At 48.7% G+C, this 25,492-nt stretch carries 25 protein-coding genes and 1 pseudogene; 9 read left to right on the top strand and 17 right to left on the bottom strand.

Going from position 1 to position 25,492, the window contains the following annotated elements; genetic code table 11:
• Nucleotides 1-130 precede the first annotated feature (130 nt).
• The 11 genes from mtnA to rpmH form a co-directional block, all read right to left on the bottom strand.
• A complete protein-coding gene (mtnA, locus tag MMIC_RS10120; protein ID WP_072660350.1) occupies nucleotides 131-1,147 on the bottom strand; it encodes an S-methyl-5-thioribose-1-phosphate isomerase in 1,017 nt (338 codons plus the stop codon).
• A gap of 43 nt (nucleotides 1,148-1,190) precedes the next feature.
• Nucleotides 1,191-2,039, bottom strand: coding sequence for a ParB/RepB/Spo0J family partition protein (locus MMIC_RS10115; protein ID WP_072660349.1), 849 nt, complete (start codon nucleotides 2,037-2,039; stop codon nucleotides 1,191-1,193).
• 11 nt (nucleotides 2,040-2,050) lie between these two features.
• The gene (locus MMIC_RS10110; RefSeq protein ID WP_072660348.1) at nucleotides 2,051-2,836 is read right to left on the bottom strand and encodes a ParA family protein; all 786 of its coding nucleotides are present in this window, start codon (nucleotides 2,834-2,836) and stop codon (nucleotides 2,051-2,053) included.
• A 23-nt stretch (nucleotides 2,837-2,859) separates the two neighbouring features.
• Nucleotides 2,860-3,405 (bottom strand): 16S rRNA (guanine(527)-N(7))-methyltransferase RsmG, encoded by a 546-nt coding sequence (locus MMIC_RS10105; RefSeq protein WP_072660347.1) that lies wholly within the window; start codon nucleotides 3,403-3,405, stop codon nucleotides 2,860-2,862.
• Nucleotides 3,405-5,270 (bottom strand): tRNA uridine-5-carboxymethylaminomethyl(34) synthesis enzyme MnmG, encoded by a 1,866-nt coding sequence (mnmG, locus tag MMIC_RS10100; protein ID WP_083530562.1) that lies wholly within the window; start codon nucleotides 5,268-5,270, stop codon nucleotides 3,405-3,407. The genes MMIC_RS10105 and mnmG overlap by 1 nt, the downstream gene beginning before the upstream one ends.
• A 117-nt stretch (nucleotides 5,271-5,387) precedes the next feature.
• Nucleotides 5,388-6,251 carry a phosphoribulokinase gene (locus tag MMIC_RS10095; protein ID WP_072660345.1) on the bottom strand — a complete coding sequence of 288 codons (864 nt, stop codon included), beginning with the start codon at nucleotides 6,249-6,251 and terminating at the stop codon, nucleotides 5,388-5,390.
• Between the two features lie 156 nt (nucleotides 6,252-6,407).
• Nucleotides 6,408-7,709 carry a tRNA uridine-5-carboxymethylaminomethyl(34) synthesis GTPase MnmE gene (mnmE, locus tag MMIC_RS10090; RefSeq protein WP_227819473.1) on the bottom strand — a complete coding sequence of 434 codons (1,302 nt, stop codon included), beginning with the start codon at nucleotides 7,707-7,709 and terminating at the stop codon, nucleotides 6,408-6,410.
• Nucleotides 7,710-7,728: 19 nt separating this feature from the next.
• Nucleotides 7,729-9,336, bottom strand: coding sequence for a membrane protein insertase YidC (yidC, locus tag MMIC_RS10085; protein WP_072660343.1), 1,608 nt, complete (start codon nucleotides 9,334-9,336; stop codon nucleotides 7,729-7,731).
• 1 nt (nucleotide 9,337) lies between these two features.
• The gene (gene yidD / locus MMIC_RS10080) at nucleotides 9,338-9,589 is read right to left on the bottom strand and encodes a membrane protein insertion efficiency factor YidD (protein ID WP_072660342.1); all 252 of its coding nucleotides are present in this window, start codon (nucleotides 9,587-9,589) and stop codon (nucleotides 9,338-9,340) included.
• 19 nt (nucleotides 9,590-9,608) lie between these two features.
• Nucleotides 9,609-9,941 carry a ribonuclease P protein component gene (gene rnpA, locus MMIC_RS10075; protein ID WP_227819472.1) on the bottom strand — a complete coding sequence of 111 codons (333 nt, stop codon included), beginning with the start codon at nucleotides 9,939-9,941 and terminating at the stop codon, nucleotides 9,609-9,611.
• Between the two features lie 5 nt (nucleotides 9,942-9,946).
• Complete coding sequence (gene rpmH / locus MMIC_RS10070; RefSeq protein WP_072660340.1) at nucleotides 9,947-10,081, bottom strand: 50S ribosomal protein L34; 135 nt, start codon at nucleotides 10,079-10,081, stop codon at nucleotides 9,947-9,949.
• A 137-nt stretch (nucleotides 10,082-10,218) separates the two neighbouring features.
• Here rpmH and dnaA point away from each other — a divergent pair, with 137 nt between their 5' ends.
• From dnaA to purN, 6 genes are all read left to right on the top strand, one after another.
• Nucleotides 10,219-11,550, top strand: a complete 1,332-nt coding sequence (gene dnaA, locus MMIC_RS10065) for a chromosomal replication initiator protein DnaA (protein ID WP_072660339.1) — start codon at nucleotides 10,219-10,221, stop codon at nucleotides 11,548-11,550.
• 267 nt (nucleotides 11,551-11,817) lie between these two features.
• Entirely contained in the window at nucleotides 11,818-12,918 is a 1,101-nt protein-coding gene (gene dnaN, locus MMIC_RS10060) for a DNA polymerase III subunit beta (RefSeq protein ID WP_072660338.1), read from the top strand.
• 28 nt (nucleotides 12,919-12,946) lie between these two features.
• Complete coding sequence (gene recF / locus MMIC_RS10055; RefSeq protein ID WP_072660337.1) at nucleotides 12,947-14,074, top strand: DNA replication/repair protein RecF; 1,128 nt, start codon at nucleotides 12,947-12,949, stop codon at nucleotides 14,072-14,074.
• Nucleotides 14,071-16,497: a DNA topoisomerase (ATP-hydrolyzing) subunit B gene (gyrB, locus tag MMIC_RS10050; RefSeq protein ID WP_072660336.1), complete on the top strand. Its 2,427-nt coding sequence runs from the start codon at nucleotides 14,071-14,073 to the stop codon at nucleotides 16,495-16,497. Before recF ends, gyrB begins: the two co-directional genes overlap by 4 nt.
• A 9-nt stretch (nucleotides 16,498-16,506) precedes the next feature.
• Nucleotides 16,507-17,553 (top strand): phosphoribosylformylglycinamidine cyclo-ligase, encoded by a 1,047-nt coding sequence (purM, locus tag MMIC_RS10045; protein WP_072660335.1) that lies wholly within the window; start codon nucleotides 16,507-16,509, stop codon nucleotides 17,551-17,553.
• Between the two features lie 13 nt (nucleotides 17,554-17,566).
• Nucleotides 17,567-18,187 carry a phosphoribosylglycinamide formyltransferase gene (gene purN, locus MMIC_RS10040; RefSeq protein WP_072660334.1) on the top strand — a complete coding sequence of 207 codons (621 nt, stop codon included), beginning with the start codon at nucleotides 17,567-17,569 and terminating at the stop codon, nucleotides 18,185-18,187.
• A 9-nt stretch (nucleotides 18,188-18,196) separates the two neighbouring features.
• Here purN and MMIC_RS10035 read toward each other — a convergent pair whose 3' ends face one another.
• Complete coding sequence (locus tag MMIC_RS10035; RefSeq protein WP_227819471.1) at nucleotides 18,197-19,624, bottom strand: sensor histidine kinase; 1,428 nt, start codon at nucleotides 19,622-19,624, stop codon at nucleotides 18,197-18,199.
• 135 nt (nucleotides 19,625-19,759) lie between these two features.
• Nucleotides 19,760-20,443, bottom strand: a complete 684-nt coding sequence (locus MMIC_RS10030; RefSeq protein ID WP_072660333.1) for a heavy metal response regulator transcription factor — start codon at nucleotides 20,441-20,443, stop codon at nucleotides 19,760-19,762.
• Between the two features lie 298 nt (nucleotides 20,444-20,741).
• Here MMIC_RS10030 and MMIC_RS10025 point away from each other — a divergent pair, with 298 nt between their 5' ends.
• Nucleotides 20,742-21,332: an NUDIX domain-containing protein gene (locus tag MMIC_RS10025; RefSeq protein ID WP_072660332.1), complete on the top strand. Its 591-nt coding sequence runs from the start codon at nucleotides 20,742-20,744 to the stop codon at nucleotides 21,330-21,332.
• On the opposite strand, the gene bioD is transcribed toward MMIC_RS10025, so the two are convergent.
• Genes bioD through MMIC_RS10005 form a run of 4 tightly spaced genes read right to left on the bottom strand, consistent with a single transcriptional unit; the run spans nucleotide 21,329 to nucleotide 24,711 of the window.
• Entirely contained in the window at nucleotides 21,329-21,976 is a 648-nt protein-coding gene (gene bioD, locus MMIC_RS10020) for a dethiobiotin synthase (protein ID WP_072660331.1), read from the bottom strand. The genes MMIC_RS10025 and bioD overlap by 4 nt on opposite strands.
• The gene (bioC, locus tag MMIC_RS10015; RefSeq protein ID WP_227819470.1) at nucleotides 21,966-22,877 is read right to left on the bottom strand and encodes a malonyl-ACP O-methyltransferase BioC; all 912 of its coding nucleotides are present in this window, start codon (nucleotides 22,875-22,877) and stop codon (nucleotides 21,966-21,968) included. Before bioC ends, bioD begins: the two co-directional genes overlap by 11 nt.
• Nucleotides 22,859-23,584 carry an alpha/beta fold hydrolase gene (locus tag MMIC_RS10010; RefSeq protein ID WP_072660330.1) on the bottom strand — a complete coding sequence of 242 codons (726 nt, stop codon included), beginning with the start codon at nucleotides 23,582-23,584 and terminating at the stop codon, nucleotides 22,859-22,861. The genes bioC and MMIC_RS10010 overlap by 19 nt, the downstream gene beginning before the upstream one ends.
• On the bottom strand, nucleotides 23,581-24,711 hold the full coding sequence (locus MMIC_RS10005) for an aminotransferase class I/II-fold pyridoxal phosphate-dependent enzyme (protein WP_072660355.1): 1,131 nt from the start codon (nucleotides 24,709-24,711) through the stop codon (nucleotides 23,581-23,583). The genes MMIC_RS10010 and MMIC_RS10005 overlap by 4 nt, the downstream gene beginning before the upstream one ends.
• 7 nt (nucleotides 24,712-24,718) lie before the next feature.
• Here MMIC_RS10005 and MMIC_RS12845 point away from each other — a divergent pair.
• Together MMIC_RS12845 and MMIC_RS12840 are read left to right on the top strand one after the other, a co-directional pair.
• Nucleotides 24,719-24,946, top strand: a pseudogene (locus MMIC_RS12845) (double zinc ribbon domain-containing protein); the annotation flags it as partial.
• Between the two features lie 39 nt (nucleotides 24,947-24,985).
• Nucleotides 24,986-25,483 (top strand): ComF family protein, encoded by a 498-nt coding sequence (locus MMIC_RS12840; RefSeq protein ID WP_227819474.1) that lies wholly within the window; start codon nucleotides 24,986-24,988, stop codon nucleotides 25,481-25,483.
• The last annotated feature ends 9 nt before the right edge of the window (nucleotides 25,484-25,492 follow it).

The raw sequence follows: 25,492 nt of genomic DNA, 5'->3' as shown, positions 1-25,492 counted from the left end.
CATGGAAGCATTTACGAAACGCTCGCAAAACCTTGTTCAAAACAATCTTTGGGCAGAACAACGAGGCAGCATGAACTATAAACCATGCGATCAGCTTTCAGACTCATTTACGGATTGGAAAATACTGAAATTACGGGTTCCAGACTCCTGATTCATTGATGATCGCAGTGATATTTGTAAATGGCGTCACGTCAAATGCAGGGTTATTTGCAGACACTTCTGGCGCAGCAATGCTTACATCCTGAAACTTGCCGGCAATATCCACGCCATCCATCCGCAACACTTCCTGACCGCCCCGTTCTTCAATCGGTATATCCAATCCAGTTGAGCAGTTCGCATCAAACGTTGAAGCCGGTGCCGCCACATACATCGGAACAGCATGCTCTTTAGCTGCCAGTGAAAGGCCATAGGTACCTATTTTATTCGCCACATCACCATTGGCAGCAATGCGGTCTGCCCCAACAACAATGGCATCCACTTTACCCTGTGCCATCATCCATGCTGCAGCGCCATCTGCCTGAATTCGACAATCAATACCCTCCTGATTCAACTCCCAGGCCGTCAAACGTGCGCCCTGCAGGCGCGGGCGGGTTTCATCCACCCAGATAAAAGGCTTTTCTCCGGCATGAGCCAGGTGATAAATGCCTGATGTGGCCGTACCCCAATCAACGGCGGCCAGCCAACCGGCATTACAATGCGTGAGAATGCGCCTCTCCCCAACAGCCAGAAACTCCGCCATCGTTTTGCCAATACGTTTATTGGCGCTTACTTCAGCATCTGCATACGCATCTGCATATTCAATGATCTGCTGCGCAGTTGGATTCGATTCAGCACATGTTTGCATAGCATTGCAGGCATGGAAAAGATTCACTGCCGTTGGGCGCGTTGAACGAAACCTCGCCAGCCAGAAATCAAAAAAACGTCCCTTATCCTTTGTCCATGCCAAAGCCAGACCATAGGCCGCCGTTGCACCAATGCTTGGAGCTCCGCGCACCTGCATCGTTTCAATAGCCATGGCAACATTTTCAGGATCAATGCTGACTACCTGCTCAAAACAGTGAGGTAACAGACGCTGTTCAATCCACTGCACCCCTCCAGACTCATGGTGCCAATTTACCGCTCGAAAATTGTCTAAACCTACCCGCACAGCTTATCCCATTCACACATAAAGTGTTGATTATAAAGTACTTTTAAGACCTAAGTCGACTCAGCACAGCATCCAGCTCTGCAGGACGTGTATAAGCAATCTTTAATTCGCCCGAACCATTCTTTTTACAAATAACTTCGACAGGCAGGCCCAGTTTTCTAGTCAGCTCATCCTGCAAGGCCAGAACATCCGCATCCGGCTCCGCCTTCACTCTGCTGGCAGGTTCTTTGGCTGCTTTCTTTGCTTCACGTTCCATCTGCCGGGCACTCAAAGCTTGTGCAATACAGAGCCTGGCAAGTCGTTCCCCAACATGCGATGGCAAGCCAACAAGCGGGCGCGCCTGACCCATGCTAAGTTCCCGTTTTTCAATCATTTCTTTGATTGCAGGTGAAAGCTGAAGCAGTCGAATAAGATTACTGACTTGCACACGAGATACACCTATCTTCTCTGCCACCTGCTGCTGAGTACAACCGAATTCATCTATCAAGCGACGATATGCGCGTGCTGATTCAATCGCAGTCAGGTCATCCCGTTGTTCATTTTCAATAATAGCCAGTTCCAATGCCTGTAAATCGTCGACATCCCGAACTACTGCCGGAATCTCTTGCAAACCTGCAGCCTGAGATGCACGCCAGCGTCGCTCTCCAGCAATCAATTCATAACCATCGCCTTGTGGTCGCAATAAGATGGGCATTAATACCCCATCCTTACGAATCGACTCTGTCAGAGACTCCAGCTCGAGATCAGAGAAATGCGTACGTGGCTGGTATTTATTGGGTTGAATTCTGGAAATTGGAATCTGAGATGCCTGCCTCATGACTTCTGGCGTAGGCGTATCAGCCAGTAGAGCACTCAACCCGCGTCCCAGACCTCTATTTTTTACTACTGCCATATCCCTTCTCCCTAAATACTTCTGCGATGCATCAATTCCTGCGCCACAGCCAGGTAAGCCTGGGCACCCTTGGATTTCACATCATGATACATCACCGGCACACCAAAACTTGGGGCTTCTGACAACCTGACATTGCGTGGTATGGTATTCTCGTATACCTGCGAACCAAAATATGCACGCACATCCTGCTCCACTTGTACCGAAAGATTATTTCTACGGTCCACCATGGTAAGTAAGATCCCCTCCATATTAAGGTCCGGGTTTAAACCACTGCGAATGCGACGAATACTATCCATCAATTGAGTCAAACCTTCCATGGCATAGAACTCTGTCTGCAATGTCACCATCACAAAGTCTGATGCTGTTAGCGCATTGACTGTCAGCAAACTTAAAGCCGGTGGACAATCAATGATAACGTGATCAAATGGTTCGCCCTGAAACCCTGCGAAAGCATTTTGCATGCGCTGTTCTCGCCCCTGCTCATTAACCAGTTCAACTTCGGCACCTGCCAGATCCATAGTGGCAGGCAAAAGGAACAGTCGATCACAATCAGTCGTAATCAGTGCATCAGCCAGAAGCACCTCACCCATCAACACATCATAAGTGCCTGATTCAACCTGCTTCTGATCCACACCAAGACCAGATGTTGAATTTCCTTGCGGATCAAGATCAATCAACAGAACACGCTGATCCAGAGCAGCAAGTGAGGCTGCAAGGTTTATGCTTGTTGTTGTCTTTCCAACACCGCCCTTCTGATTGGCCACAGCAGTAACCGGACCAAATCCTTGATGTTTCACGTGAAACCCTCCCCCACAACTATTCAACTATACCTGTAACAACGTATACGCTGAATATCGTTCTGATCACCATTAATAGCAATAGAATGCTCGGAAACCATTTCCCATCCATTCACTTGCACGGGGGCATGGGAAAGTGGAACTGGCAACACAGCTATAGCCCCCTCATTAGCATGAGGAGTACACATCTGTAACAAAACCCCCTCATCTGTAACAGCACGGGCAACACAAACATCAATATTCAGACATGGCAAATCATTAATATCCGCATCATAGACTTCAGCTGTCAGGCCCAATTTTCTGACCACGTGCCTGATAAACTCTGCCCGTTTCTTACGCCGCTCCACCAACACCCCGACCAGCCCCGGTTTAGCAATCAGTAAAGGGATACCAGGAACCCCCATGCCGCTGCCAATATCCAGCATTCGTCCCGAATCCGGAATCCACTCTGCTAATGCCTCTGAAGGACGAATAAAACGATCATGAAACAATCGGGCATCAGAAATTGAAGTCAGATTCAATGCCCTCCTGAATTTCATGACCTCCTGGACATAGGCTTCTGAAGACATCACTCAGGTTTCCTTAAATACAACGTCAAACTTGTAATAGCTGCAGGTGTAATACCTGAGATTCGAGATGCATGGCCAAGCGTTCGTGGCTTTGCACACGTTAATTTCTGACAACATTCTATGCTCAACCCCTTCACAGCAGCATAATCAAACGAATCAGGGATTATCTGGCTTTCCAGCCGCTTGAATCGGTCCACTTCCTGCTGCTGCTTATCCAGATAACCATCGTAGTGCACAAGAGCCAGCAGACTTTTAAAATCACGCACACCAAAGGCCTCAACCCCATCCAGAAGCTTCAATGCATCCCTTGCCTCAACATCGCTACGGTGGGCATAGGAAACAATGCTCATCGACTGTGAAGGCAGAGGCAGACCTAAAGCATCAAGACGTTCCCTCCAGGATCTTCCGGTACCAATGACTGTTTCCTGGCAGTTAAGCAGTCCTGTTGCCAACTTTTCACGCCGTAATTCAAAAGAGTGCCTGCGCTTTTCATTATATAAACCCAAGTGAATTGCGGCATCACCTAAGCGTAAATCGGCATTATCTTCCCTTAACTGCAGACGAAACTCAGCCCTTGAAGTAAACATACGGTACGGTTCTGTCACCCCCTTGCTCACCAGGTCATCAGCCATGACACCCAGATACGCTTCTGAACGGTCGGGAACCCATGATTCTACATCCATGGCATGAGCCGCCGCATTAATACCTGCCAGCAGACCTTGAGCAGCCGCCTCTTCATAACCAGTTGTTCCATTGATTTGACCTGCATGAAACAGACCAGCAACTTTCTTGCACTCAAGACTGGACTTTAGCTCGGTTGGATCGACGTAATCATATTCAATCGCATAACCAGGTCGGATAATATTTGCCCCTTCTAAACCGGGGATTGCGCGAATAAAAGCCCACTGCACATCAATCGGTAACGATGTCGATATACCATTAGGGTACACTTCATCGTGGTCTCGCCCTTCCGGCTCAAGGAAAATTTGATGGCTATTTTTTTCTGCGAAACGAACCACCTTATCTTCAATGCTTGGGCAGTAACGAGGCCCCTTACTGTCAATCTGACCCGAGTACATGGGAGATCTGGCCAGATTATCACGAATAATATCATGAGCCTGTTCATTCGTGCGCGTAATAGCGCAAGGGATCTGGTCTTGCGTCACTTGCTGATGCTGCGCAGAAAAAGGAAGCACATCTTTCTCACCCGGCTGCATCTGCAGACTGTCCCAGGCAATGGTTTTCTTATCCAGCCTTGGAGGAGTACCCGTTTTTAGTCGCCCCAGATTAAAATCACGGCGATACAATTCATCTGTTAAGCCATACACCGGGGCATCTCCGGATCTGCCAGCCGGGATCGTCTTTTCTCCAACATGTATCAGCCCACCTAAAAATGTGCCGGTAGTCAGCACTACTGCCCTTGCATGATGCTGAACACCAAACTCATCAACAGCTCCGCAAACTTTGTCACCTTCAAACAACAGTTCTGAAATCGTTCCCTGATGCAAGCTGATATTTTGGTGAGAATCGAGCAGCTGTCGCATCACCATGTGGTAGATGATCCTGTCGCATTGTGCTCGCGTTGCCTGAACAGCTGGGCCTTTTCGCCGATTAAGCACCCGGTATTGCAACGCAGATCGATCAGCTGCAATTCCCATAAGACCACCGAGAGCATCGACTTCATGCACTAGGTGCCCCTTCCCGATGCCACCGATGGCCGGGTTACATGACATTTTTGCAATCGTATCCAAATTCTGGGAAATAAACCTGACCCGAGCTCCGCGGCTGGCTGCAGCCCACGCAGCCTCACAACCAGCATGTCCGGCTCCAATCACAAGCACATCAATTTCATCTGGATGTTTCACGTGAAACCTCTCTAATGCCAGTCACCAATATCAGGATTGGGAAGCGTAAGCCGAAATTTATTCAGCGCAATAAAAAAAGGGGAGGCCTATGGCCTCCCCTTTTCGGAAAACGTACAATTAGCCCTTACGACTTTTTTCCATCATATCATGGATAATTGGTGAAAGGATCAACTCCATCGCAAACATCATTTTGCCTGCAGGCACCACAAGAGTGTTACGACGAGACATAAACGAACCAGACAACATGGAAGTTAACCATGGGAAGTCGATACCCCATTTCTCAGGCTTGCGAATACGAATAACAACCACACTCTCATCTGGAGTTGGAACGTCACGCGCAATAAACGGGTTGGATGTATCAACAAGCGGTACACGCTGGAAGTTAATGTCAGTATTAGTGAACTGCGGGGTAATAAAGTGAATATAGTCATGCATACGTGATAGAATATTCTCAACCACAGCTTCTGGTGAATAACCACGCATGGCAGTATCACGGTGGATTTTCTGAATCCACTCCAGATTCACTACAGGAACAATGCCAAGCAACAGATCAGTGTACGGCAGAACCTCTTCCACGCCGCCATGCAGGCCTTCGTAAAACAGAAGGTCTGAACCTTCACCAACATCACGCCATTCAGTAAAACGCCCTGGCTCTACACCATAAATTTTTGCCTCTTCATCATCGTGAATATAAGTACGAGCCTTGCCCATACCTGCTTCACCATAAGATTTAAAAAGATCTGCGATATTATCGAACAGGTTCGCTTCATCTGAAAAGTGGCTGAGGCGCTTGCCGGCAGCTGCGAACTCTTTGGACTTTTCACGAAATTCATATCGATCAAAGCGATGGAAACAGTCACCTTCTACAATTGCAGGTGTTACGTTTTCACGCCTGAAAATATGTTCGAGTGCTACCTTTGCAGTACTGGTACCGGCCCCGGAGGAACCCGTTACGGAAATCACTGGATGTTTTGCTGACATGCTATCTCCCAATAAACTCTTTTAAAACAAGGGTTTAGGCGACAAGCGCAACATCAATCCCCTCATTCCCTCTCATTTGCATCTTCAAAAGGTTGGCCATTATGCCGCAAAACACCCCCTATTTTCAAGGAGAAAACCAGAATTACTGTTTCAGGCCTATTTTCCTATACAAAATTCAGAGAAGACATGGTCAAGAATATGCTCAACATCACCGATACCCAGAATACTACCCAGCAGCGCCCAGGCACGTCGCCACTCCATTGCCGTTAATTCAAGCTTATCTTCATCACCCAGACTGAGCAGACCCGCCTTCAGATGATTGTTTGCATCCAGCAGAATAACCCTGTGCCTTTCACGTGTGACGAGTAGCCCCTCATCAGCCAGATTGATATCCCCCAGCTGACTGGCCAGCCTGTCTCTGAGCAACTCAAGGCCTTGTCCGGTTTTGGCACAAAGTGATAAAAAGTGCTCAGGAATATCACCATGCTCTAAATCAATCTTGTTCATCAGAGACACATCAGCATGCACTGAAGGCGTCCAGGTGTCAGACCTGCTGGCATCAGCCATAAATATAGTTACATCAGCCTGGTGTGCCGCCTGATGGGCCCGACGCACACCTTCCTGTTCAATCACATCATCACTTTGTCGTAATCCTGCAGTATCAACCAGACGAACAGGAATCCCGTGGACTTCAAAATCAATTTCCAGCACATCACGTGTTGTACCCGGAATATCACTGACAATAGCCCGATCCCGCCCTGACAACATATTAAGAAGACTGGATTTACCGACATTCGGCGCACCAACAATAGCCACGGTTGCACCATCAAACAGTCGCTCACCCAACTGTGCGGTGGCAAGTAGATTATCAACAGGTTGAATCACTTCGTTCTGCATGCGACTGGCAAGTTGATCAAAAAAAAGAGCAGGAATTTCTTCTTCGGGGAAATCGAGGCTTGCTTCGACATGGGCCACCAGGCTTGTCAGTGTATGCATCAGCTCATCGATATACTGTCCAAAAGCGCCCTGTAACTGCCGCTGAGCCTGTTTTCCGGCACGCACGGTGGCCGCATCGATACAGGCTGCAACAGCTTCTGCCTGAGACAGATCGATCTTGCCATTCTCTACTGCCCGGCGTGTAAACTCGCCCGGCTCTGCAGCCCTGCAACCCAATTGAAAAACCCTGTCTAACAAAGCGCGTAGTAATACAGGACCACCATGGCCTTGCAGTTCAACCACATCTTCTCCTGTATAGGAGTTGGGGCCGGGAAAATAGAGGCTAAGCCCCTGATCAAGCAGGTCACCTGCCTCATCCAGCCAGGATGATAGCTGAGCCACTCTGGGCTGCATCTCTCTGTTACTTGCAGAAATGCCCTCAAGCACACGTAAAGCACGTGGGCCTGAAATACGAATGACCCCCACACCACCACGGCCTGCCGGTGTGGCTATGGCCGCAATTGTTGTTTGATCTGAGAAATTAATCGACGTTCATCCTCTTCATTACCAGACGCTGCTGAATAATTGAGAGTACATTGTTCACAACCCAGTACAATACGAGACCCGCAGGGAAGAACAGGAACAGCGCCGTAAACAGAAATGGGAGAAACTGCATTACCTTGGCCTGAACCGGATCAGGCGGCTGAGGGTTCAGACGCTGCTGAATAAACATTGAAATACCCATCAGCACAGGCAGAACAAAATACGGATCCTGAAGTGACATATCTTCAATCCAGCCGATAAAAGGAGCCTGGCGCATCTCAATTGACATCAGAAGAACTTTATACAGGGCGAAAAACACAGGGATCTGGATAATGATCGGAAGACAACCACCAAGCGGATTTACCTTGTGTTTTTTGTATAATTTCATGACTTCCTGACCCATGGCCTGTCGGTCATCACCGTACTGCTCCTTGAGTCGAGTCATCTCGGGCTGCAGCTTGCGCATGGAAGCCATAGATTCATAAGATTTCTGGGTTGGATAGAAAAACAGAATCTTAATGCAGATCACCAATACGATGATACACCAGCCATAATTACCCAGATACTGATAGAGCCAGCCCAGGAAGCTGTGCATAGGCTGTGAAATTGGTGCAAACCAGCCAAAATCAACCGAACGTTCAAGCTCGGACCCGGCATCTTCCAGTACCGGTATCGATTTGGGTCCAACAAACATTTTGGCGGTAAAAACAGCATCTTTACCTTCAACGGTTCCGTCATCGATTAAACCAGCCTGATATGAACGACCGTCACCTTTAAAATAATATGGGTAGTCCTGTTCAGGATTGGTGATCAAGGCGGCGATGAAGTAGCGATTCATAATCGCAGTCCAGCCACCGATAGAGGCCATTCGTTCAGCGCCTTTCTCATCCAGATCATCGTAATTCGGTTCAACCAGTTTACCATTAAGCAGTGCAGTTGGTCCACTGTGCTCATAAAAAGTACTGGCTTCACGATCCGGATGGCGCTCAACAACCTGTCGATACATCTTCATGCCTGAGCCATCGATGATCCTGTCTTTGATATCAATCACATAAGAACCATCGCTTAAGCTGACCTGACGCTTCCATAAGCGTCCATCATCCAGGGTTGCCTGTAACAGTATGCTGCTTGCACTCTTCTCGATCGAAGTAAATGGCGTATCAATTCGTCTGCCCAGTACACCGGCATTGGCATACACCGAATGTCCATCTCCCATATTCAAAGTGGCAACATGTTTTGCATCAGCATCCAGCGATTCTTTATAATTTGTTAGTGATGCTCGTGTAAACCAACCCTGATCATTGATGGTCAGTGTCATCATATCATTGCTGATATTAAAGTTCTTCGGGTTAATGGCCGCAGCTGTGTTGCTGACTGGTTTCGCAACAGACGTTTCTGCAACAACCGGAGCAGTGGCCACATCAACAGCTGGAACATCAGTTGTCGGCACCGAAATATCAGAAGCTGGAGGTGTTAAATCTCCCGTAGCAACAGAGGCTGCCTGCTCGGCCACCGGTTTTGCTGGCTGCTCCGGAAACATTGCGCCCCAGCCCAGCAGTACCACCATCGACAATGCGAAGGCCAGAATCATATTCCGTTGATCCATGTTATTTCTCCCTCAAACTATTAAGACACTTATGGTGAGCCACTTCAGGCACCGGGTCATATCCACCTTTTGAAAACGGGTGGCAACGTAACAGACGTTTTACAGCAAGCCAAACACCGCGCAAAACACCATGGCTCTCTACTGCTTCTATGGCATACTGCGAACAGGTCGGTGTATGAATGCAATGCGCAGGCATCACTGGTGAAATACAGAGTTGATAGAATCGGACAAGTATGAGAACCAGTTTGCGCATGACTGAACCTGTGTTGTTATTACATTTGCAGCTGAATACTGGCTAAAGCTTCAGAAAAGTCATGTGCGGGGTTTTTCATTTTGGAAGCACTCACGCAAGGAATGACTAAAACGTCAATATCAGCAGTGAGTTGGCTCTTTCGAAAGACTTCCCGCAATTGCCTTTTCAAGCGATTTCGCGCTACGGCATTGCCATATTTTCGGGAAATAGCCAAACCTAAACGTGAATTCCCCTGCTGATTTAATCGATAAACCAAACGAAAAGCTCCAAAGTTAATCCTTCTGCCTTTTCGCATGGCAGAAAAATCAGCTTTGGAGCGCAGTCGTAATGTTTTAGGAAAACGCTGATTCAGATCAATTAAGCTGAAAGACGAGCGCGGCCTTTTGCACGACGGCGATTAATTACCGCGCGGCCTGAACGGGTTGCCATACGGGCGCGGAAACCATGACGGCGGGCGCGGCGGATTCGGCTAGGCTTATATGTAAAGCTCATTGTATATCTCCTGACTCATAAAAAGCAGTTGTTAAAAAAGGGTCGCGCATGATAAATACCCCATGATGAGTGTCAAGGAATGATGTGTGTGTGTAATCATGCTGGATGAAGGTCCATAAGCATGTACTATTCAGGCAATGACAGACACAGTTGATCAGTCGCACTGGAATATGATTGCGGAAAAATTAATGGATGAGGTACCAGCATCGCGATTTGATGCCTGGATTCGTCCACTCGCAGCACATTTTGACGATCAAATTCTTACCATTAAAGTGCCAAGCCGATTCTTTCTCGATGGACTTAAAACGCATTATGGTGGGCGCCTGAATGAGTTAAGCCATGCATTACTTGGCGATGATACGCAGGTTCATTATGAAATTGACCCGACATTGTCTATGCGTGAAGAAAAAAAGGATGCGACTGCAAAATCATCGTCATCATCTTCCAGCGTCGATGGTTTCATTGATCCACGATTTACATTTGAAAATTTTGTAGTTGGTTCCGGCAATGAGTTTTGTCACGCAGCAAGCCGTGCGGTTGCCGATAAGCCCGGTGAAATCTATAACCCGCTCTATCTTTATGGTGGTGTGGGCTTGGGTAAAACACACCTGATCAATGCAGTAGCAAACGAGCTGATAAAAAAAGATCATAGTCGCATTGCCTATCGAACCGGAGAACGATTCACCAATGAATTGATTCAGGCCATCCGAAATGGCTCCACTGATGCATTCCGTAATCAGTATCGCCAGGTTGATGTGCTGATTATCGATGATATTCAGTTTATCGCCGGTAAAGACCGGACCCAGGAAGAGTTCTTCCACACATTCAATGCACTGCATGAGATCAAAAAGCAGATTATTCTCACCTCGGACCGTAGCCCGAGAGAGCTGACAAATCTCATGGAACGACTTCGCTCTCGCTTTAACTGGGGCTTGGTCGCAGATATTCAGCCACCTGATCTTGAAACACGCCTGGCGATTTTATCCAGCAAGGCGGAACTGGCGGGCGTACATCTGGATAAAGATGTAGCTCACATGCTGGCATCCCGTATCACCAATAACGTGCGTGAACTTGAGGGTGCGCTGACTCGCCTCACGGCACATGCAACTCTGACCGGACGAACGATTAATATTGATTTTGCCAGACATGTACTGCGTGACCTGTTGCACGAAGAGGTACGCGCTATCTCTGTCGAAGATATCCAGAAAAAGGTGGCCTCTTATTACAATATCAATGTACGAGAGATGTCTTCAAGTAAACGGACACGTACAGTGGCCTTCCCGCGCCAGATCGCGATGTATGCATGTAAAGACCTGACAACGATGTCACTGCCGGAGATTGGCAGTCATTTTGGAGGCAAGGATCATACAACAATTCTTTACGCGGTTAGAAAGATTGAAGCTATGCGAAAAGAGTCTGATGATTTTGATGATGAAATGAGCCGAATTTTAGCTCTTTTAAAGCAGTAGTTGGAAAAAGTTTTTTTGGGCTGAAAAGGTGTGAGTCTATACCCTGACAGCCTGTGGATAAGTTGAGTATAAAGTCGTTGAACGATAAGCTCCGGCTCAACATACTTAGTTATTCACATACTATTCACATGGTGTTCGAGTTTAACTCACACTATCAGGTGACCGGAAAATGAATGGATTGCTGATCAAACAGTGCTTCTCCACACTATCCACAACACCTATGATGATGAATAGATTTATGGAATTAAAAGGGATTAGGGAGTAGGTATGAACATAACATTGTCCAGAGCAGCTTTATTACAAGCTGTTCAACGTTGCCAGAGCATTGTAGAGAAACGTCATACCATTCCTATTCTGGCCAATGTTCTTCTTCAGGCAGATGGAAATATGCTTCATATTACAGCAACAGATCTGGAAGTAGGTATTCGTAGTCAGGCCGAAGCTCAGATTCAATCTTCAGGTTCAGTCACTGTTTCTGCACGTAAACTTTTTGATATTATCAAAGAACTGGATCCTGAGCAGGATGTCAGTCTGGAAACAGGTGATGCTTTTATTGCTATTCGTAGTGGTCGCTCACGTTTTCGTCTCTCTACACTTACAGCAGATGAATACCCTTCAATGAATGAGGATGAGGTTCAGGCTACGATTACTCTGACCGGAACCATGCTTTCCGATATGGTGGCGGCAACCAGCTTTGCCATGTCCAGTGATGAGACTCGAAAATATCTGACAGGTACATTGATTGAAGTCGATGATCAGCAGATGCTCCGGCTGGTAACAACAGATGGTCACAGACTGGCTTTGTCAGAGGTTCATCTTGAACAATCAGTGCAGGCAGGTAAATGCATTGTCCCGCGCAAAGCGATTATGGAGATGCGTAAACTTTGTGATGAATGCCCGGATCAGATTGAACTCTCATTGGGTGATCGCCAGGTTCGTTTGGTAGCAGGCTCCAATATTCTTACATCCAAATTGATTGATGCACGTTTTCCGGTTTATCAGGATGTGATTCCTAGCGGTAACCCAGCAAAAGCTGTGATGGCCAGAGGTGAATTTGATCAGGTTTTGCGCCGCAGCATGATTGTTGCGAACGAATTTACGCACGATGTTCGTTTGAATTTCTCTGATCAGGGGCTTGATATTTCTGCGCATAATACGGAGCAGGAAGAGGCTGAAGAGCATATTGCTGCCGATTATTCGGGTCAGGACGTTGCGATTGGTTTTAATGGCCGTTATCTGCGGGATACATTGGGGGCGATCCGTTCTGCTTCAGTGCGTCTTGAATTAAAAGATGAACTTTCACCTGTGCTTGTTTGTGGCGATGATAATAGCGGCTCTCGCTATGTGATTATGCCGATGCGGATCTAAACAGCCGGTGTCAGATCATCAGGCAGCGATGTTATCATCAACCCCGCTTTCTATTCAGGAAGTGAAGGTGAAACAGCTGCGTTGCCATGATGAAATATTCTGGTCTTGTTCTTCCGGATTGAATCTTATTCTCGGTGCCAATGGAAGTGGAAAAACCAGTCTTCTGGAAGCGGTCTACCTCATGGCACATGGTCGCTCATTCAGGCAGGCGCGTGATCCTTATCTGGTAAAACGTGGCCAGGAGCGTTTTTTTATTCAGGGTAACTGGAAGCGTTTTGGTCCGATGAACTTGTCAGTGGCCGGAAGACGCGGGCAAACCTCGGTACGTCTGCAAGGGCGGGATGTACAAAGGCGTAAAGATGTAAGTGAAAGCTTTCCGGTGCTGGTTGAAGCACCTCAGGGTAGAAAAATCATAGATGGTGTGGCTGGAGAGCGCAGGCGCTGGCTGGATGCACTGGTGATGACCTGTTATCAGGGAAGTGCGCAACAATATACATCCTATCTTCGTGCTGTGATGCAACGCAGTCGCCTGCTCAGACGCAGGGCTTCATCGGATGAACTGGATGCATGGGAGCACCAGATTGTTGCGTATGGCTTGCCTATTATTCAGGCACGAAAGCGCTTGATTGAGGAAATGAATGTTCTGTTAAGCGAAGAGTTGGAATTAACAGAAACAGCTGTAGAGCTGAGTATCAACACGGGATATGAAGAAGAAGCCTGGTTAACCCGCTTGCAAGAGAAGCGAGAGAGTGACCTGAAATCTGGAGGTCTCCGCTTTGGACCGCATTGCGATGCTCTGAAAATTGCATTTCAGCAACGGGAAATTCGCAGTGCAGGATCACGTGGGCAGCAAAAACTGGCGGCCATTGCCATAAAGATGGCAGAGTGCGCTATGTGGAGCCGTTACCGCCGCCTGATTCCGGTATTGTTACTGGATGATTGTCTGGAGGCGCTGGATCATAGTCGTCAGTATAAGGTTCTGAAACGGCTGGAAAGAAGTCCAGCTCAGGTTTTGATGAGTGCGCCGGATGGTGTGCAAATTGCATCTGATATCGATATCAGGATTCAAATGTTGGATAGACAAGGCTTAACAGAAGCAGAGCATCCAATATCTGTGCAAGGTGAAACAATAGTAGTAATGGAGGAAGCTGCATGAGTGCTTCTCAACAACCGGAAGAATATGGTGCCGATAGCATTAAAGTCCTGAAAGGGCTGGATGCGGTGCGTAAGCGCCCGGGTATGTATATTGGTGATACCGATGATGGTACAGGTCTTCACCATATGGTGTTTGAGGCGGTGGATAACTCCATCGATGAAGCGCTGGCTGGTCACTGTGATAAAATTGAAGTGATTATTCACTCTGATGATTCTGTAACCGTACGCGATAATGGTCGTGGGATACCGGTGGCGATGCATGAGGAAGAACAGATTTCAGCCGCAGAAGTCATTATGACCGTGCTGCATGCCGGTGGTAAGTTCGACAGTAATTCCTACAAGGTTTCCGGTGGTCTGCATGGTGTGGGTATTTCGGTTGTGAATGCACTTTCCGAAACCCTGGAACTGGTCATTCGTCGTGATGGCCATGTCTATTATCAGAAGTATGAGATGGGTGTACCTGTAGAGCCATTAAAAGCTATTGGCACAGCCAAGGGCACCGGCACTGAAGTTCGTTTCCTGCCGAGTCTGGATATTTTCTCTCATCGTAATATGTCCTTCGATATTCTTTCGACACGTCTGCGTGAGCTTTCTTTCCTTAACTCAGGCGTACATATCGAGGTTATTGACGAGCGTACGGATAATAAGGTGGTGTTTGAATACGAAGGTGGTATCTCCGCTTTCGTTCAGCATCTGAATCGTACCCGAATTCCTCTGCATAGTGATTGCGTGGCTATGTGTGCAGAAAAGGATGATGTGACCGTTGAGCTCTCCATGCAGTGGACCGATTCCTATCAGGAACATATTTTCTGTTTTACCAATAACATCCCGCAGCGTGATGGCGGTGCCCATCTGGCAGGACTGCGTGGTGCGTTGACCCGTACTGTAAATAATTACGCCTCAGCCAATGGCCTGGCGAAGAAACTGAAGGTAAGTCTGACTGGTGAAGATTGTCGTGAAGGTCTGACTGCCGTACTTTCTGTGAAAGTACCGGATCCGAAATTCTCGTCCCAGACCAAAGACAAACTGGTCTCTTCTGAAGTGCGTCCGATTGTGGAAAGTGTGGTGAATGAAAAACTGGCCGAGTGGTTTGAAGAGAATCCGAAAGAGGCCAGGAGAATTGTCAGTAAAGTTACCGAAGCTGCGACTGCACGTGATGCAGCACGCAAAGCACGTGACCTGACCCGCCGTAAAGGCGCACTCGATATCTCGAGTTTGCCCGGAAAGCTGGCCGATTGTCAGGAAAAAGACCCTGCCCTCTCAGAACTATATCTGGTGGAAGGGGACTCTGCTGGCGGTTCAGCCAAGCAGGGACGTGACCGTAAGGCGCAGGCGATTCTGCCTCTGAAAGGTAAAATCCTGAACGTGGAAAAAGCCCGTTTTGACAAAATGCTCTCTTCGCAGGAGATCGGCACCATGATCACTGCGCTCGGTACGGGTATCGGCAAGGAAGATTTTGATATTGCCAAGCTGCGTTACCATAAAATCGTTATCATGACCGATGCGGATGTGGATGGTGCTCACATTCTTACCCTGTTGCTGACTTTCTTCTATCGTCAGATGCCTGAAGTAATTGAACGCGGCCATCTGTATATTGCGCAGCCACCGCTCTACCGTGTCACACGCGGTAAAAAGGCACGTTATATTGCCAATGATAATGAACTGTTTGAGTTCCTGTTGGAACATGGCTCCGACGGAAAAGAGTACTTCGGTAGCAGTAAAGCCACGGCTATGTCAGGAGAGCGTTTGCAGACTGCAGTACGCAGTATTCATCGCCTGCAGGGGCTGCAGAACAGGTTGTCACAGCGCATTGATGCCAAGGTGCTCAAGTTTCTGATTGAAAGTGGCAAGACTACAGTCAAGATGATGCGCAATCGCGAACTTCTTGAGGAGCGCATGGAAGCGCTCGATCATGTTTTTAAACAGGCAACGCGTGTGGATGAAACGTTGAGCTACAAAATCCACGAAGATGAAGAAGATGGCAGCTTCTGGGTGCAGTTCCAGCGCCGTGATCACGGCCGTGTGATGATCTCAAGACTGGATAAGGACCTGATTGGCACGGCTGAATTCAGCGAAGCACAAAAATTGTGCGCAACGATTCAGAACCTTGTGGATGAGGGAGCGTATCTGGCTGATAAAGATAAACGCTGGGCAATCGCTCATTTTGATGAGCTTGCCAGCACAGTTGAATCTGAAGGGCGTAAGGGTTTGGCGATTCAGCGTTATAAAGGACTAGGAGAAATGGATCCGGAACAGTTGTGGGAAACCACTATGGATCCGGCCAATCGTGTATTCAAGATGGTTACCCTGGAAGATGTGGTCAATGCCGATGAAACCTTCTCTACACTGATGGGTGATGCGGTTGAACCACGTCGCCGTTTCATTCAGGACAACGCATTGAAAGTACAAAATCTGGACGTATAGGAAAGAGTTGTGAACGATAAACAATCCCTGAGTTATGCCGATTGCGGTGTAGACATCGATGCTGGCAATGCCTTTGTTGGCCGAATCAAACAAGCTGTAAACAGTACCATGCGTCCGGAAGTATTATCAGGTCTGGGTGGTTTTGGTGGCCTGTTTAAACCTGATTTTTCCGATATGGAAGAACCTGTTCTGGTTTCCGGAACTGATGGTGTGGGTACCAAGTTACTGCTATTGCAGGAATATGATAAACCACATGTTGCCGGTATTGATGCGGTTGCCATGTGTGTGAATGATCTGGCTGCCCTTGGCGCTACACCACTGTTTTTTCTGGATTATCTGGCGACCGGAAAACTGGCTGGTGAAACCCTGGCCGGTGTGGTTGAGGGTATTTCGGATGCCTGTCGTACTTGCGAATGTTCGTTAGTGGGTGGTGAAACTGCAGAGATGCCGGGTATGTATGCGCCGGGCCATTACGATATCGGTGGTTTCTGTGTCGGTGTGGTGGACAGGCCGAAAATGGTTGATGGCAGTAAAATAACTGCTGGCGATGTGATTATCGGTGTGGCTTCCAATGGCCCGCATTCCAATGGTTTTTCCATGGTGCGTAAACTGCTTGAACTGGGTGAAGCAGATCTGAACAACGATGTTCTTTCCGATGGTCGAAAGGCTGTAGAAGGAGTTCTCTCCCCTACCCGCCTCTATGTACCCGCCGTGAATGCACTGATGAAATCCGGAGCTGATATCCACGGTTTCTCACATATCACCGGTGGCGGTATGTTTGATAATTTCGAACGCCTGTTGAGTGATGATCTGGCTGTGACGATTGATGTCAGTAGCTGGCCTGTGCCACCTGCATTTGAATATCTTCTGGGTTTTGCCGATGTGGAACGTGATGAACGCTATCGCACCTTCAATATGGGTATCGGATTTGCAGTGATTCTGCCAGAAAGTGAAGCAGAGCAGGTTGAAAAAGTTCTCAAAGATGCAGGTGAAACCACATATCGCATGGGATCTGTTCATCAGCGTGATGGTGAACCTGTTACATTGATCGGTTAGTTTTTTCTTGAAGATGAGCTCAACATCCATTGCAGTGATGGCCTCCGGCCGTGGCACGAACCTGAAAGTGATCCTTGATGCTGTGAAAGCTGGTGATTGTCCTGTGGATGTATCTCTGGTGATTGCTGACAAAGGCGATGCTGAAGCGCTGAATATTGCCCGCATAGCGGGTGTAGAGCATGTCGTGCATGTGAATCCAAAAGACTATTCTGGGCGCGAACAGTTTGATGCCGAATGCGCTGACCTGCTGGATAAACATGGTTGCCAGTGGATCGTCTTAGCCGGTTATATGCGTATTCTATCTTCAGCCTTTGTACGCCGGTTCCGTGGCCGTATTATCAATATTCATCCATCCATTCTGCCAGCCTTTGCCGGTGCAAAAGCTGTTGAAGATGCACTGCTCTATGGTGTGAAAGTTTCAGGCTGTACAGTTCATCTGGTGGATGAGGTGCTTGATGGCGGTGCAATTCTTGCGCAGGCAATCGTTCCGGTTTTTGATGATGATACGCGTGATACGTTGCATGCCCGTATCCAGATTGAAGAGCACAAAATCTATCCGGCCACATTGAAACGCATGGTTGAAGAGGGTTTTAGTATTGAAGGCCGCAGAGTGATCTGGGCTGGAAAACAATAAACTGTATTCTTAATCGGTTAATTCGGGATCGATCAGAATATTATCCAGACGTTTTTTAAGTACCGGGTCAGCACCGGCAAGGGGAAGTCGAATCAGGAAAGAGGCTCCCTCCCCCAGTGTACTTTGAACCCAGATATCTCCGCCGTGCGCATCTACAATACGCTTGCAAATAGCCAGACCAAGGCCTGCGCCTTCACCCTCTTTACGGCAGCGCGCATCATCTGCGCGGAAAAAGCGGTCAAACAGATGTTCCTGCTGATCTTCTGCAATACCAGCCCCTTCATCAGAAATGGTAATAATAGCTGAGCCATCGATGACCTTGCCCGACAGCTGAATTGAAGAGTGTTCAGGGGCATGTTTAAAGGCATTGGAGAGCAGGTTCATAACAGTTCGTTCGATCTGGCTCGTCTCTCCCATGATTTCCATGTCATCTTCAATATCCATGTTCAAGGCCACATTATGGCTGTCGAACAGAATCAGGTGCTGCTGTCCTACCTCTTGCAGAAGCAGAGAAAGATCAATCGGCGACTGAACCAGCTCCAGTTGTCCTGCATCTGCTCGGGCCAGGGTAAGCAGGTCGTTTACAATTTGCTGAATGCGGTCAATGGTTCCAAGCTGCTGCTGCAGAATCTGATGGTATTCTTCTTCAGAGCGAGGGTGACGAAGAGCGACTTCGATTTCTCCCTTAAGAATGGTGAGGGGCAGACGCAATTCATGTGATGCATCAGCTGTAAAACGCTTTTGTGCCTGGAAACTGGCTTCCAGATCGGCAAACATTTTATTCAATACGCGCACAAGCACCCGGATCTCTTTATCCTGCGATTCTGATTTCAGGCGTCTGGATAGATCACCTGCAGCTACACCTCGTGCTGTAGATGTGATTTCCTGGATCGGTTCGAGAGCACGTTTGGCCATGTAATAACCGGCTACTGCACTGATGGCGATAGAAATCACACCCAGAATGCCACCGAGCAGGTATAAGAGATTGAATACCGATCGAATATCACCTGTGCCGTGGCCGAGAATCAGGGTCGCAACAATCCGGTCAGCCCGGTGAATCGGAAACGCAATGACGCGTACGTTATTTTTATTCAGAAGAGATTCGGTTGATGCGAATGAGGGAGTACCGGATCGAAAAGACTGCCCAAGAGCCCGACTGACATCATTGCCGCCTTTATCAATCAGGGATCGGTCGGAACGAAACAGAATCAAACCATTCGCACCGATCAGTTGAACAGCACCGGGATAATGATTGGCAAAACTACTGAGATGGCCGGACCAGAAATAAAATGGCGAGCTTTCCAGTTCATTGGCCAGAGATCTGGATTGACTGATCAACTGTTCATCTACTTCGTAATACACGCGATTGGAGAGAGCCGTATAGAGAACGGCGGCAGCAAAGAGCAGAATAGAAAGCTCCAGGCCAATATACAACATAGCCAGTCTGCCGCGAAAAGTGCGGAACAGATTAGAGCGTATAGAATTGAGAATGCTGAAAGGATTAAGAGTCAGGGCTGACTCCGGTTTACATAGAACAAACAACACACATGGATTTTTTCCATTCCATGCGCGTCAGGCCGGTGGTGAATCATCACTGAGAAGGTAACCCTGGCCACGCAGCGTGTGCAGCAGTGAGACATCAAAGCCTTTATCGATTTTGGCCCGTAAATGGCTGACATACACATCAATGACATTGCTTTCCGGGTCGAAGTTCATATCCCAGACATGCTCTCCGATCAGTGTACGCGACAATACCTTGCCGGGATTGCGCATCAGGTATTCCAACAGTGCGTACTCTTTCGTGGTTAGACGAATAGCCTTACCACTGCGTGAGACACGGCGACTGATCGGATCAAGCTCCAGATCGGCAATGGAAAGAATAGGTGATTTACTATCAGATTGACGGCGTAGCAGTGCACGCACGCGTGCGAGCAACTCTTCAAAGGCAAATGGCTTGGGAAGATAATCATCAGCACCTGCATCCAGCCCGCGCACCTTGTCTTCCACCGAATCACGTGCGGTCAGCATCAATACAGGTGTTGCCACACCGGATGCACGTAGTTCCCGGCATACGACGATGCCGTTTTTCTTCGGCAACATCAGATCGAGAATGATCAAATCATAATCATTCACCTCGGCCAGAAACTCACCGTCTTCGCCATCATATGAGACATCTACAGCATGCCCCTCTTCCTTCAGGCCTTTCTGAATAAAGTGGGCTACACGTTCTTCGTCTTCTACCACCAGAATCTTCATGGGGCTTACTGTAGCATTTAAGGATACTCTGACAAAGTGGGATTATTAGATAATGGTCATATACTCAATGTCTGAGTTCAGAGTAAGCGGGAAGGACACGAAGTTCCCGAAGATTATTAGGCTCACATAATCAAGTGATTGCAGTGCTGGGTTTTGACTGGTCGCCGATGGCCTGTGCGGATAGTTCTGAATAAGTCAGAGCACCCTAAGCTGTTATTCTCCGTGGCTTTAGTGATCTTTCTGGTGCATGATAGTTTATGACAGGTAGAGAAACGATGTTCATATCCGGAGGCTGAGCATGGAGTTCCGCGTAAAGAAGAAAGAGAGAGTCTATCAGGGCTTTTTCGCCATGGATCAGTATCAGGTCGAACATGAGCGTTTTGATGGCGGTTCCCTTACAATTAAAAGGGAAAATATGGAACGCGGTGATGCGGCTGCGATTCTGCTCTATGACCCGAAAGAAGATGAAGTGTTGTTGCTTGAGCAGTTCCGCATTGGTCCAGCCGTACGCGACGACAATCCATGGTTGACCGAAATCGTCGCTGGCATCATTGATGAAGGAGAAACGGCAGAAGAGACTGTGAATCGTGAATCCAGGGAAGAATCCGGATTTATCCCATATGAAACGAGTTTTCTGGGGCGCTACTACACCACTCCCGGCGCATGTTCTGAACGCATCGACCTGTTCCTGGGACTGGTAGACAAGAATAATCCTGTCAGCGAAGGCGGAGGCTGCGATCATGAACAGGAAGATATCCGCAGCTTCTGGGTTAAACGCGCGGAGGCACTTGCGATGCTTGCTGAAGGAAAAATAGCTTCTGGTGCGCCTATGTTGGCTCTGCTTCTTACTTTCGGATGGAAGGGTGTCGTAAGCGAAGAGAATGTTTAGTTGTCAAAGTCGATTTCAGGGTGTTGACCATAACTGATTTCTTGGATTATACAGTTGGTTGTTAAAAATGGTTGGGCTGCTTCAAGAGTAGGTTTGATCCATGTGTCAGATGTGTTACCTGCAGCATTGAAAAAGATGCGCGAAGGAGTGCGCCCTATCTGTTTGAGTTTATCCAGAGTCAGCAGGGTCTGGTTGATAGCACCGAGTTTGCAGGCGATGACGAGCCAGACTTCGGCATCGGGCATGGCCTGAATCCAGTCGCTGACTAACCAGTTGTCCGTGATCGGCACCATCAGGCCGCCTACCCCTTCGATCAGGGTGATTTCCACATCGGATGATTTTTCTTCGCACCAATGAACTAATTGTTGAGGGGCAACCTGCCCACCCTCTTCTGCAGCGGCCTGAGAAGGCGCTGCCGGTTTGGCGAACTGATAGAGGCAGATATCGTCCGGGTTCTGCAGACCCTGAGCATGAAGCAGTGTTTCGATATCTTCATTGCGGCCATCTGTATCAAGGCCACATGCAACTGGCTTCAAGGCCCGGACACTCCTGTTTTGCTGTAGCAATGAGCGGACTGCTGATGCAGTTACCCAGGTTTTACCGGCATCGGTATCGGTACCGGTAATAAAAATCTTAGATGCCATGGATGGTCAGGTCCCCTTCGGCACGAATGGGAATCATACCATCTCGATGTTCAAAACCTTCCTCTTTATACCAGGCTTGCGCATAGAGCGCTTCGAAGGTGGCACGAACCCTGCCATCATCATCGGCATATTTGGCACGGTAGTTCTCATCCAGTTGTTTGATCAGCGCACGACCATACAGGCCACTTTTGCGGCCGCGAATAGCAGAGGCCGAAGCACCTAAACCTTTGAGTTCGCGCACCAGGCTGATGGTGTCGGGATAGGTGAGTGTAAACAGGTCGGCATCGGTTACCGGCGTTTCAACGGCCAGCTTGGTTACCGCATCACCGAGGCTCATGACATCAGGGAATGGCAGAACATGTCCTGCATTGTTCTGATCGATTTCAGCCAATGCTTGTCTGAGTTCAATCAGGGTACGGCGACCGAATGTGGAAAACAGAATCAGTCCGCCCGGGGCCAGTACGCGGCGCATCTCTTTGAGCATCTGTTCAGGATCGGGAACCCATTGCATGGCGAGGTTAGAGGTGACCAGATCGAAAGAGTCGGATTTAAACGGCAGGGAGGTCGCGTTGCCTGAGGCATGCAGGTTGCGTCCGTGCCAGGGCAGGCGTCTGTTATGGGATTTGCGGGTGGTGGTTACCATGGACTCAGACAGATCGAAGGCTGTAATATCTGATTTTTTGAACTTGCCGCGCAGCAGGCGCGTGAAGTAACCGGTGCCGCAACCGACATCGAGAATGCGTTTGGGTTCCAGTTTGGTGAAATCGAGGTGAGCCAACAGTCGATCACCGATTTCACGTTGCAGGACCGCATGCTCATCGTAGCTGTCTGATGCCGATGAGAAAGAGCGTTTCACCTGGCTGGTTTGGATATGCGAACTATTCACTGTGATTGCCACCATGTTTGTAGTATAGAATTAAACTGTTCCGGCTGTGTTAAAAAAGGTGCATGACCACAGGCGGAAAAAAACAGCTGTTGCCGATCCGACAGTTGCCCGGCCAGCCACTGTCCTGCCTCGACCGGTACGATGACATCATTTTCACCATGTATGACCAGCGTCGGCTGGGAGATTTTTTTGACCTGCTCTCGCAGATCAAGATGCTCAAGCAGTTCCAGACCAGACTGCAGGCCGGCTTGAGTGACGCGCTTTTCACGATCAACCGCTTCTCTTGCCAGCTGGTTGTATGCGCTGCGACTGATCTCATCGCCATGTAGCATCAGCATGAAAAATCGATTCAGCGATTTCGGAGTGCCGGATTCTACCGCATCTCTGAAACCTTCAAACACTTCAGCGTTGCTGCCATGCGGCCAGTCATGCGAGGCTCTGAAGCGAGGGGTTGTGGAGATCAATGCAAGCTGAGCCACACGTTCGGGATATGTTGCGGCTATCTGCAGGGCCAGCATGCCGCCGAGTGACCAGCCGATCAGCAGGCATGGTTCATCAGGCAGTTGCTCGACGATGGCATCAACCCACGCATCGACAGGCATGTCTGCAGCGCCGCCGTGACCGGGAAGGTTAAGGAACAAGGCATCGCCAAAGGCTTCAAACTGTTTGCACCAGATCTGGCGGGACTGTGCCCAGCCGTGCAGAAATACCAGTGGTTTCACAGCTTGCTTCTCAAGCAGCGGACCAGTGCATCAATCTGCTCTTCTGTGTGAGCGGCAGTAATGGTAAACCTCAATCTTGCTGTGCCTTCTGGCACTGTCGGTGGTCGAATAGCCGGAACAAAGAAGCCGTTGTCTGCCAGAAAGCTGGCCATATCCAGCGCTTTTGTATTTTCACCAATGAGTAGCGGCTGGATAGGTGTGTCCGATGCCATAAATGGAAGGTCTGTCACGGCTTGTTTGAAATATTCGAGGTTGTGCTGCAATCGTCCTGCTTCCTCACCTTTTTGCACGATTGCCAGTGCCGTTTCGGCTGCAGCAATAAGTGCAACAGGCAGGGCGGTGGAATAGATCATGGTGCGCTGGCGCTGCTTCAAGCCTTCAATCAGTTCTTCTGTGCCAAGGATAAACGCACCGTAGGAACCGAATGCTTTCCCGAATGTACCGACTTCAATCAAGCGTGGATGACCTGCTATGCCAGGCACATCGGTGAGTCCTTTTGCTGTTTTTCCAACTGTGCCGATGCCGTGGGCATCATCAATGAGCAGCAGGGTTTCATGAACTTCAGCAAGCTTGAGCAATGTTGTCACATCGGCGCAATCACCATCCATACTGAATACACCATCTGAAATAATAATGCGCTTTTCAGCCGGATTTTTTTGCAATTGCAGTTCAAGTTGATCCGTATCCAGATGGGTATAACGGTGTGACCGGCTGCCTGAGAGGCGAACGCCGTCAACCAGCGAGGCATGATTGAGTTTGTCTGAAAAACTATGAGTAAAGCGATCAGCCAGCGCCTGCAACAGCCCGAGATTGGCCAACATACCGGACCCGACGATCAGACAGGCTTCATAGCCCTTCCAGTCGGCCAGCTTCTGCTCCAACCGGTGCAACATGGGGTCATCACCGGAGACAAGACGTGATGCACCACTGCCAACCGATTCAGACAAAGCACCTTTAGCACCCATACAGACTGCCGGATGAAAACTCAGTCCGAGATAATCGTTGCTGGCGAAATTGAGCAGTTTTTTACCATTCACATGAATATACAGGCCATCACGCCTTGAAATGACAAAGCGGCGGCGCCTGTGAGCAGGTGTTGGAGCAAACCAATTGCGGGAATCGGACATATCCGGCATGCTGGATAGCATGAGCGAGCTGTCAACCAAATCAGCCTTGCCGGTTAACAGGCTGCGGGATTTGTTGTTTCCTCCTGCCTGTCTGTTTTGCCAAAGACCTCTGGATTCAGGCGATCAGAGTCAGGCCTGTTGTAATGACTGCTTTGCGTCTGTTCATATATGGCCAACTTCAGTTTGTCATCAGTGCGGGCAGGAACTACCCGAAGCCATGGCACCGGGACCATGCGGAAGATGTTTAAATCAAAGCCCGGTGCAATGCAGAACCTTGAACCTGTATACCTATCAGGGGCCGGTGCGTGATGCAATTCTAAGCTGGAAACTCAACGGTCACGAGGCTGCTGTGGGCTGGTTACTGCAATCTGCAATACCCCGCTTGAAGCAAGAACTGCCTGCAGACGTGTTGTTATTACCCGTACCGATGCCGCTATCACGCATGCGAAAAAGCGGACAGCATCATGCAGCCAATCTGTGTCACTGGATTGCTGATGCGGTGGGGTGTCACTGGTCATGGCAGATTCTCAGGCGGCAGGGCGAGCAGCAGCGGCAATCAGCCCTGTCCGGTGAGGCACGTCGTAAAAACCTGCGTAAGGCATTCATATTGTCCGACGACTACAGGGCGCGAATCGAAGGCATCAGATCGGTCTGTATCGTAGATGATATCATGACCACCGGATCCACACTGCATTATGCAGCCAGGGCTTGTAATCGCCTTGGGGTTCCGGTTTCAGTGTTGTCACTGGCACGCACAACCCAGAAAAGATAGGATTCAAAC

The sequence above is a fragment of the Mariprofundus micogutta genome (assembly GCF_001895085.1).
Taxonomy (GTDB): domain Bacteria; phylum Pseudomonadota; class Zetaproteobacteria; order Mariprofundales; family Mariprofundaceae; genus Mariprofundus; species Mariprofundus micogutta.
Note: the sequence above shows the minus strand (reverse complement) of the source record. Positions and strands in the feature narration are given on the sequence as shown.

Coding starts and splice junctions, on each gene's coding strand:
- MMIC_RS10115 (WP_072660349.1), bottom strand. CDS start 2,039: ATGGCAGTAGTAAAAAATAGAGGTCTGGGACGCGGGTTGAGTGCTCTA.
- MMIC_RS10105 (WP_072660347.1), bottom strand. CDS start 3,405: ATGTCTTCAGAAGCCTATGTCCAGGAGGTCATGAAATTCAGGAGGGCA.
- MMIC_RS10095 (WP_072660345.1), bottom strand. CDS start 6,251: ATGTCAGCAAAACATCCAGTGATTTCCGTAACGGGTTCCTCCGGGGCC.
- yidC (WP_072660343.1), bottom strand. CDS start 9,336: ATGGATCAACGGAATATGATTCTGGCCTTCGCATTGTCGATGGTGGTA.
- yidD (WP_072660342.1), bottom strand. CDS start 9,589: ATGCGCAAACTGGTTCTCATACTTGTCCGATTCTATCAACTCTGTATT.
- rpmH (WP_072660340.1), bottom strand. CDS start 10,081: ATGAGCTTTACATATAAGCCTAGCCGAATCCGCCGCGCCCGCCGTCAT.
- dnaA (WP_072660339.1), top strand. CDS start 10,219: ATGACAGACACAGTTGATCAGTCGCACTGGAATATGATTGCGGAAAAA.
- dnaN (WP_072660338.1), top strand. CDS start 11,818: ATGAACATAACATTGTCCAGAGCAGCTTTATTACAAGCTGTTCAACGT.
- recF (WP_072660337.1), top strand. CDS start 12,947: ATGTTATCATCAACCCCGCTTTCTATTCAGGAAGTGAAGGTGAAACAG.
- gyrB (WP_072660336.1), top strand. CDS start 14,071: ATGAGTGCTTCTCAACAACCGGAAGAATATGGTGCCGATAGCATTAAA.
- purN (WP_072660334.1), top strand. CDS start 17,567: ATGAGCTCAACATCCATTGCAGTGATGGCCTCCGGCCGTGGCACGAAC.
- MMIC_RS10035 (WP_227819471.1), bottom strand. CDS start 19,624: ATGTTGTATATTGGCCTGGAGCTTTCTATTCTGCTCTTTGCTGCCGCC.
- MMIC_RS10030 (WP_072660333.1), bottom strand. CDS start 20,443: ATGAAGATTCTGGTGGTAGAAGACGAAGAACGTGTAGCCCACTTTATT.
- MMIC_RS10025 (WP_072660332.1), top strand. CDS start 20,742: ATGGAGTTCCGCGTAAAGAAGAAAGAGAGAGTCTATCAGGGCTTTTTC.
- bioD (WP_072660331.1), bottom strand. CDS start 21,976: ATGGCATCTAAGATTTTTATTACCGGTACCGATACCGATGCCGGTAAA.
- bioC (WP_227819470.1), bottom strand. CDS start 22,877: ATGGTGGCAATCACAGTGAATAGTTCGCATATCCAAACCAGCCAGGTG.
- MMIC_RS10005 (WP_072660355.1), bottom strand. CDS start 24,711: ATGTCCGATTCCCGCAATTGGTTTGCTCCAACACCTGCTCACAGGCGC.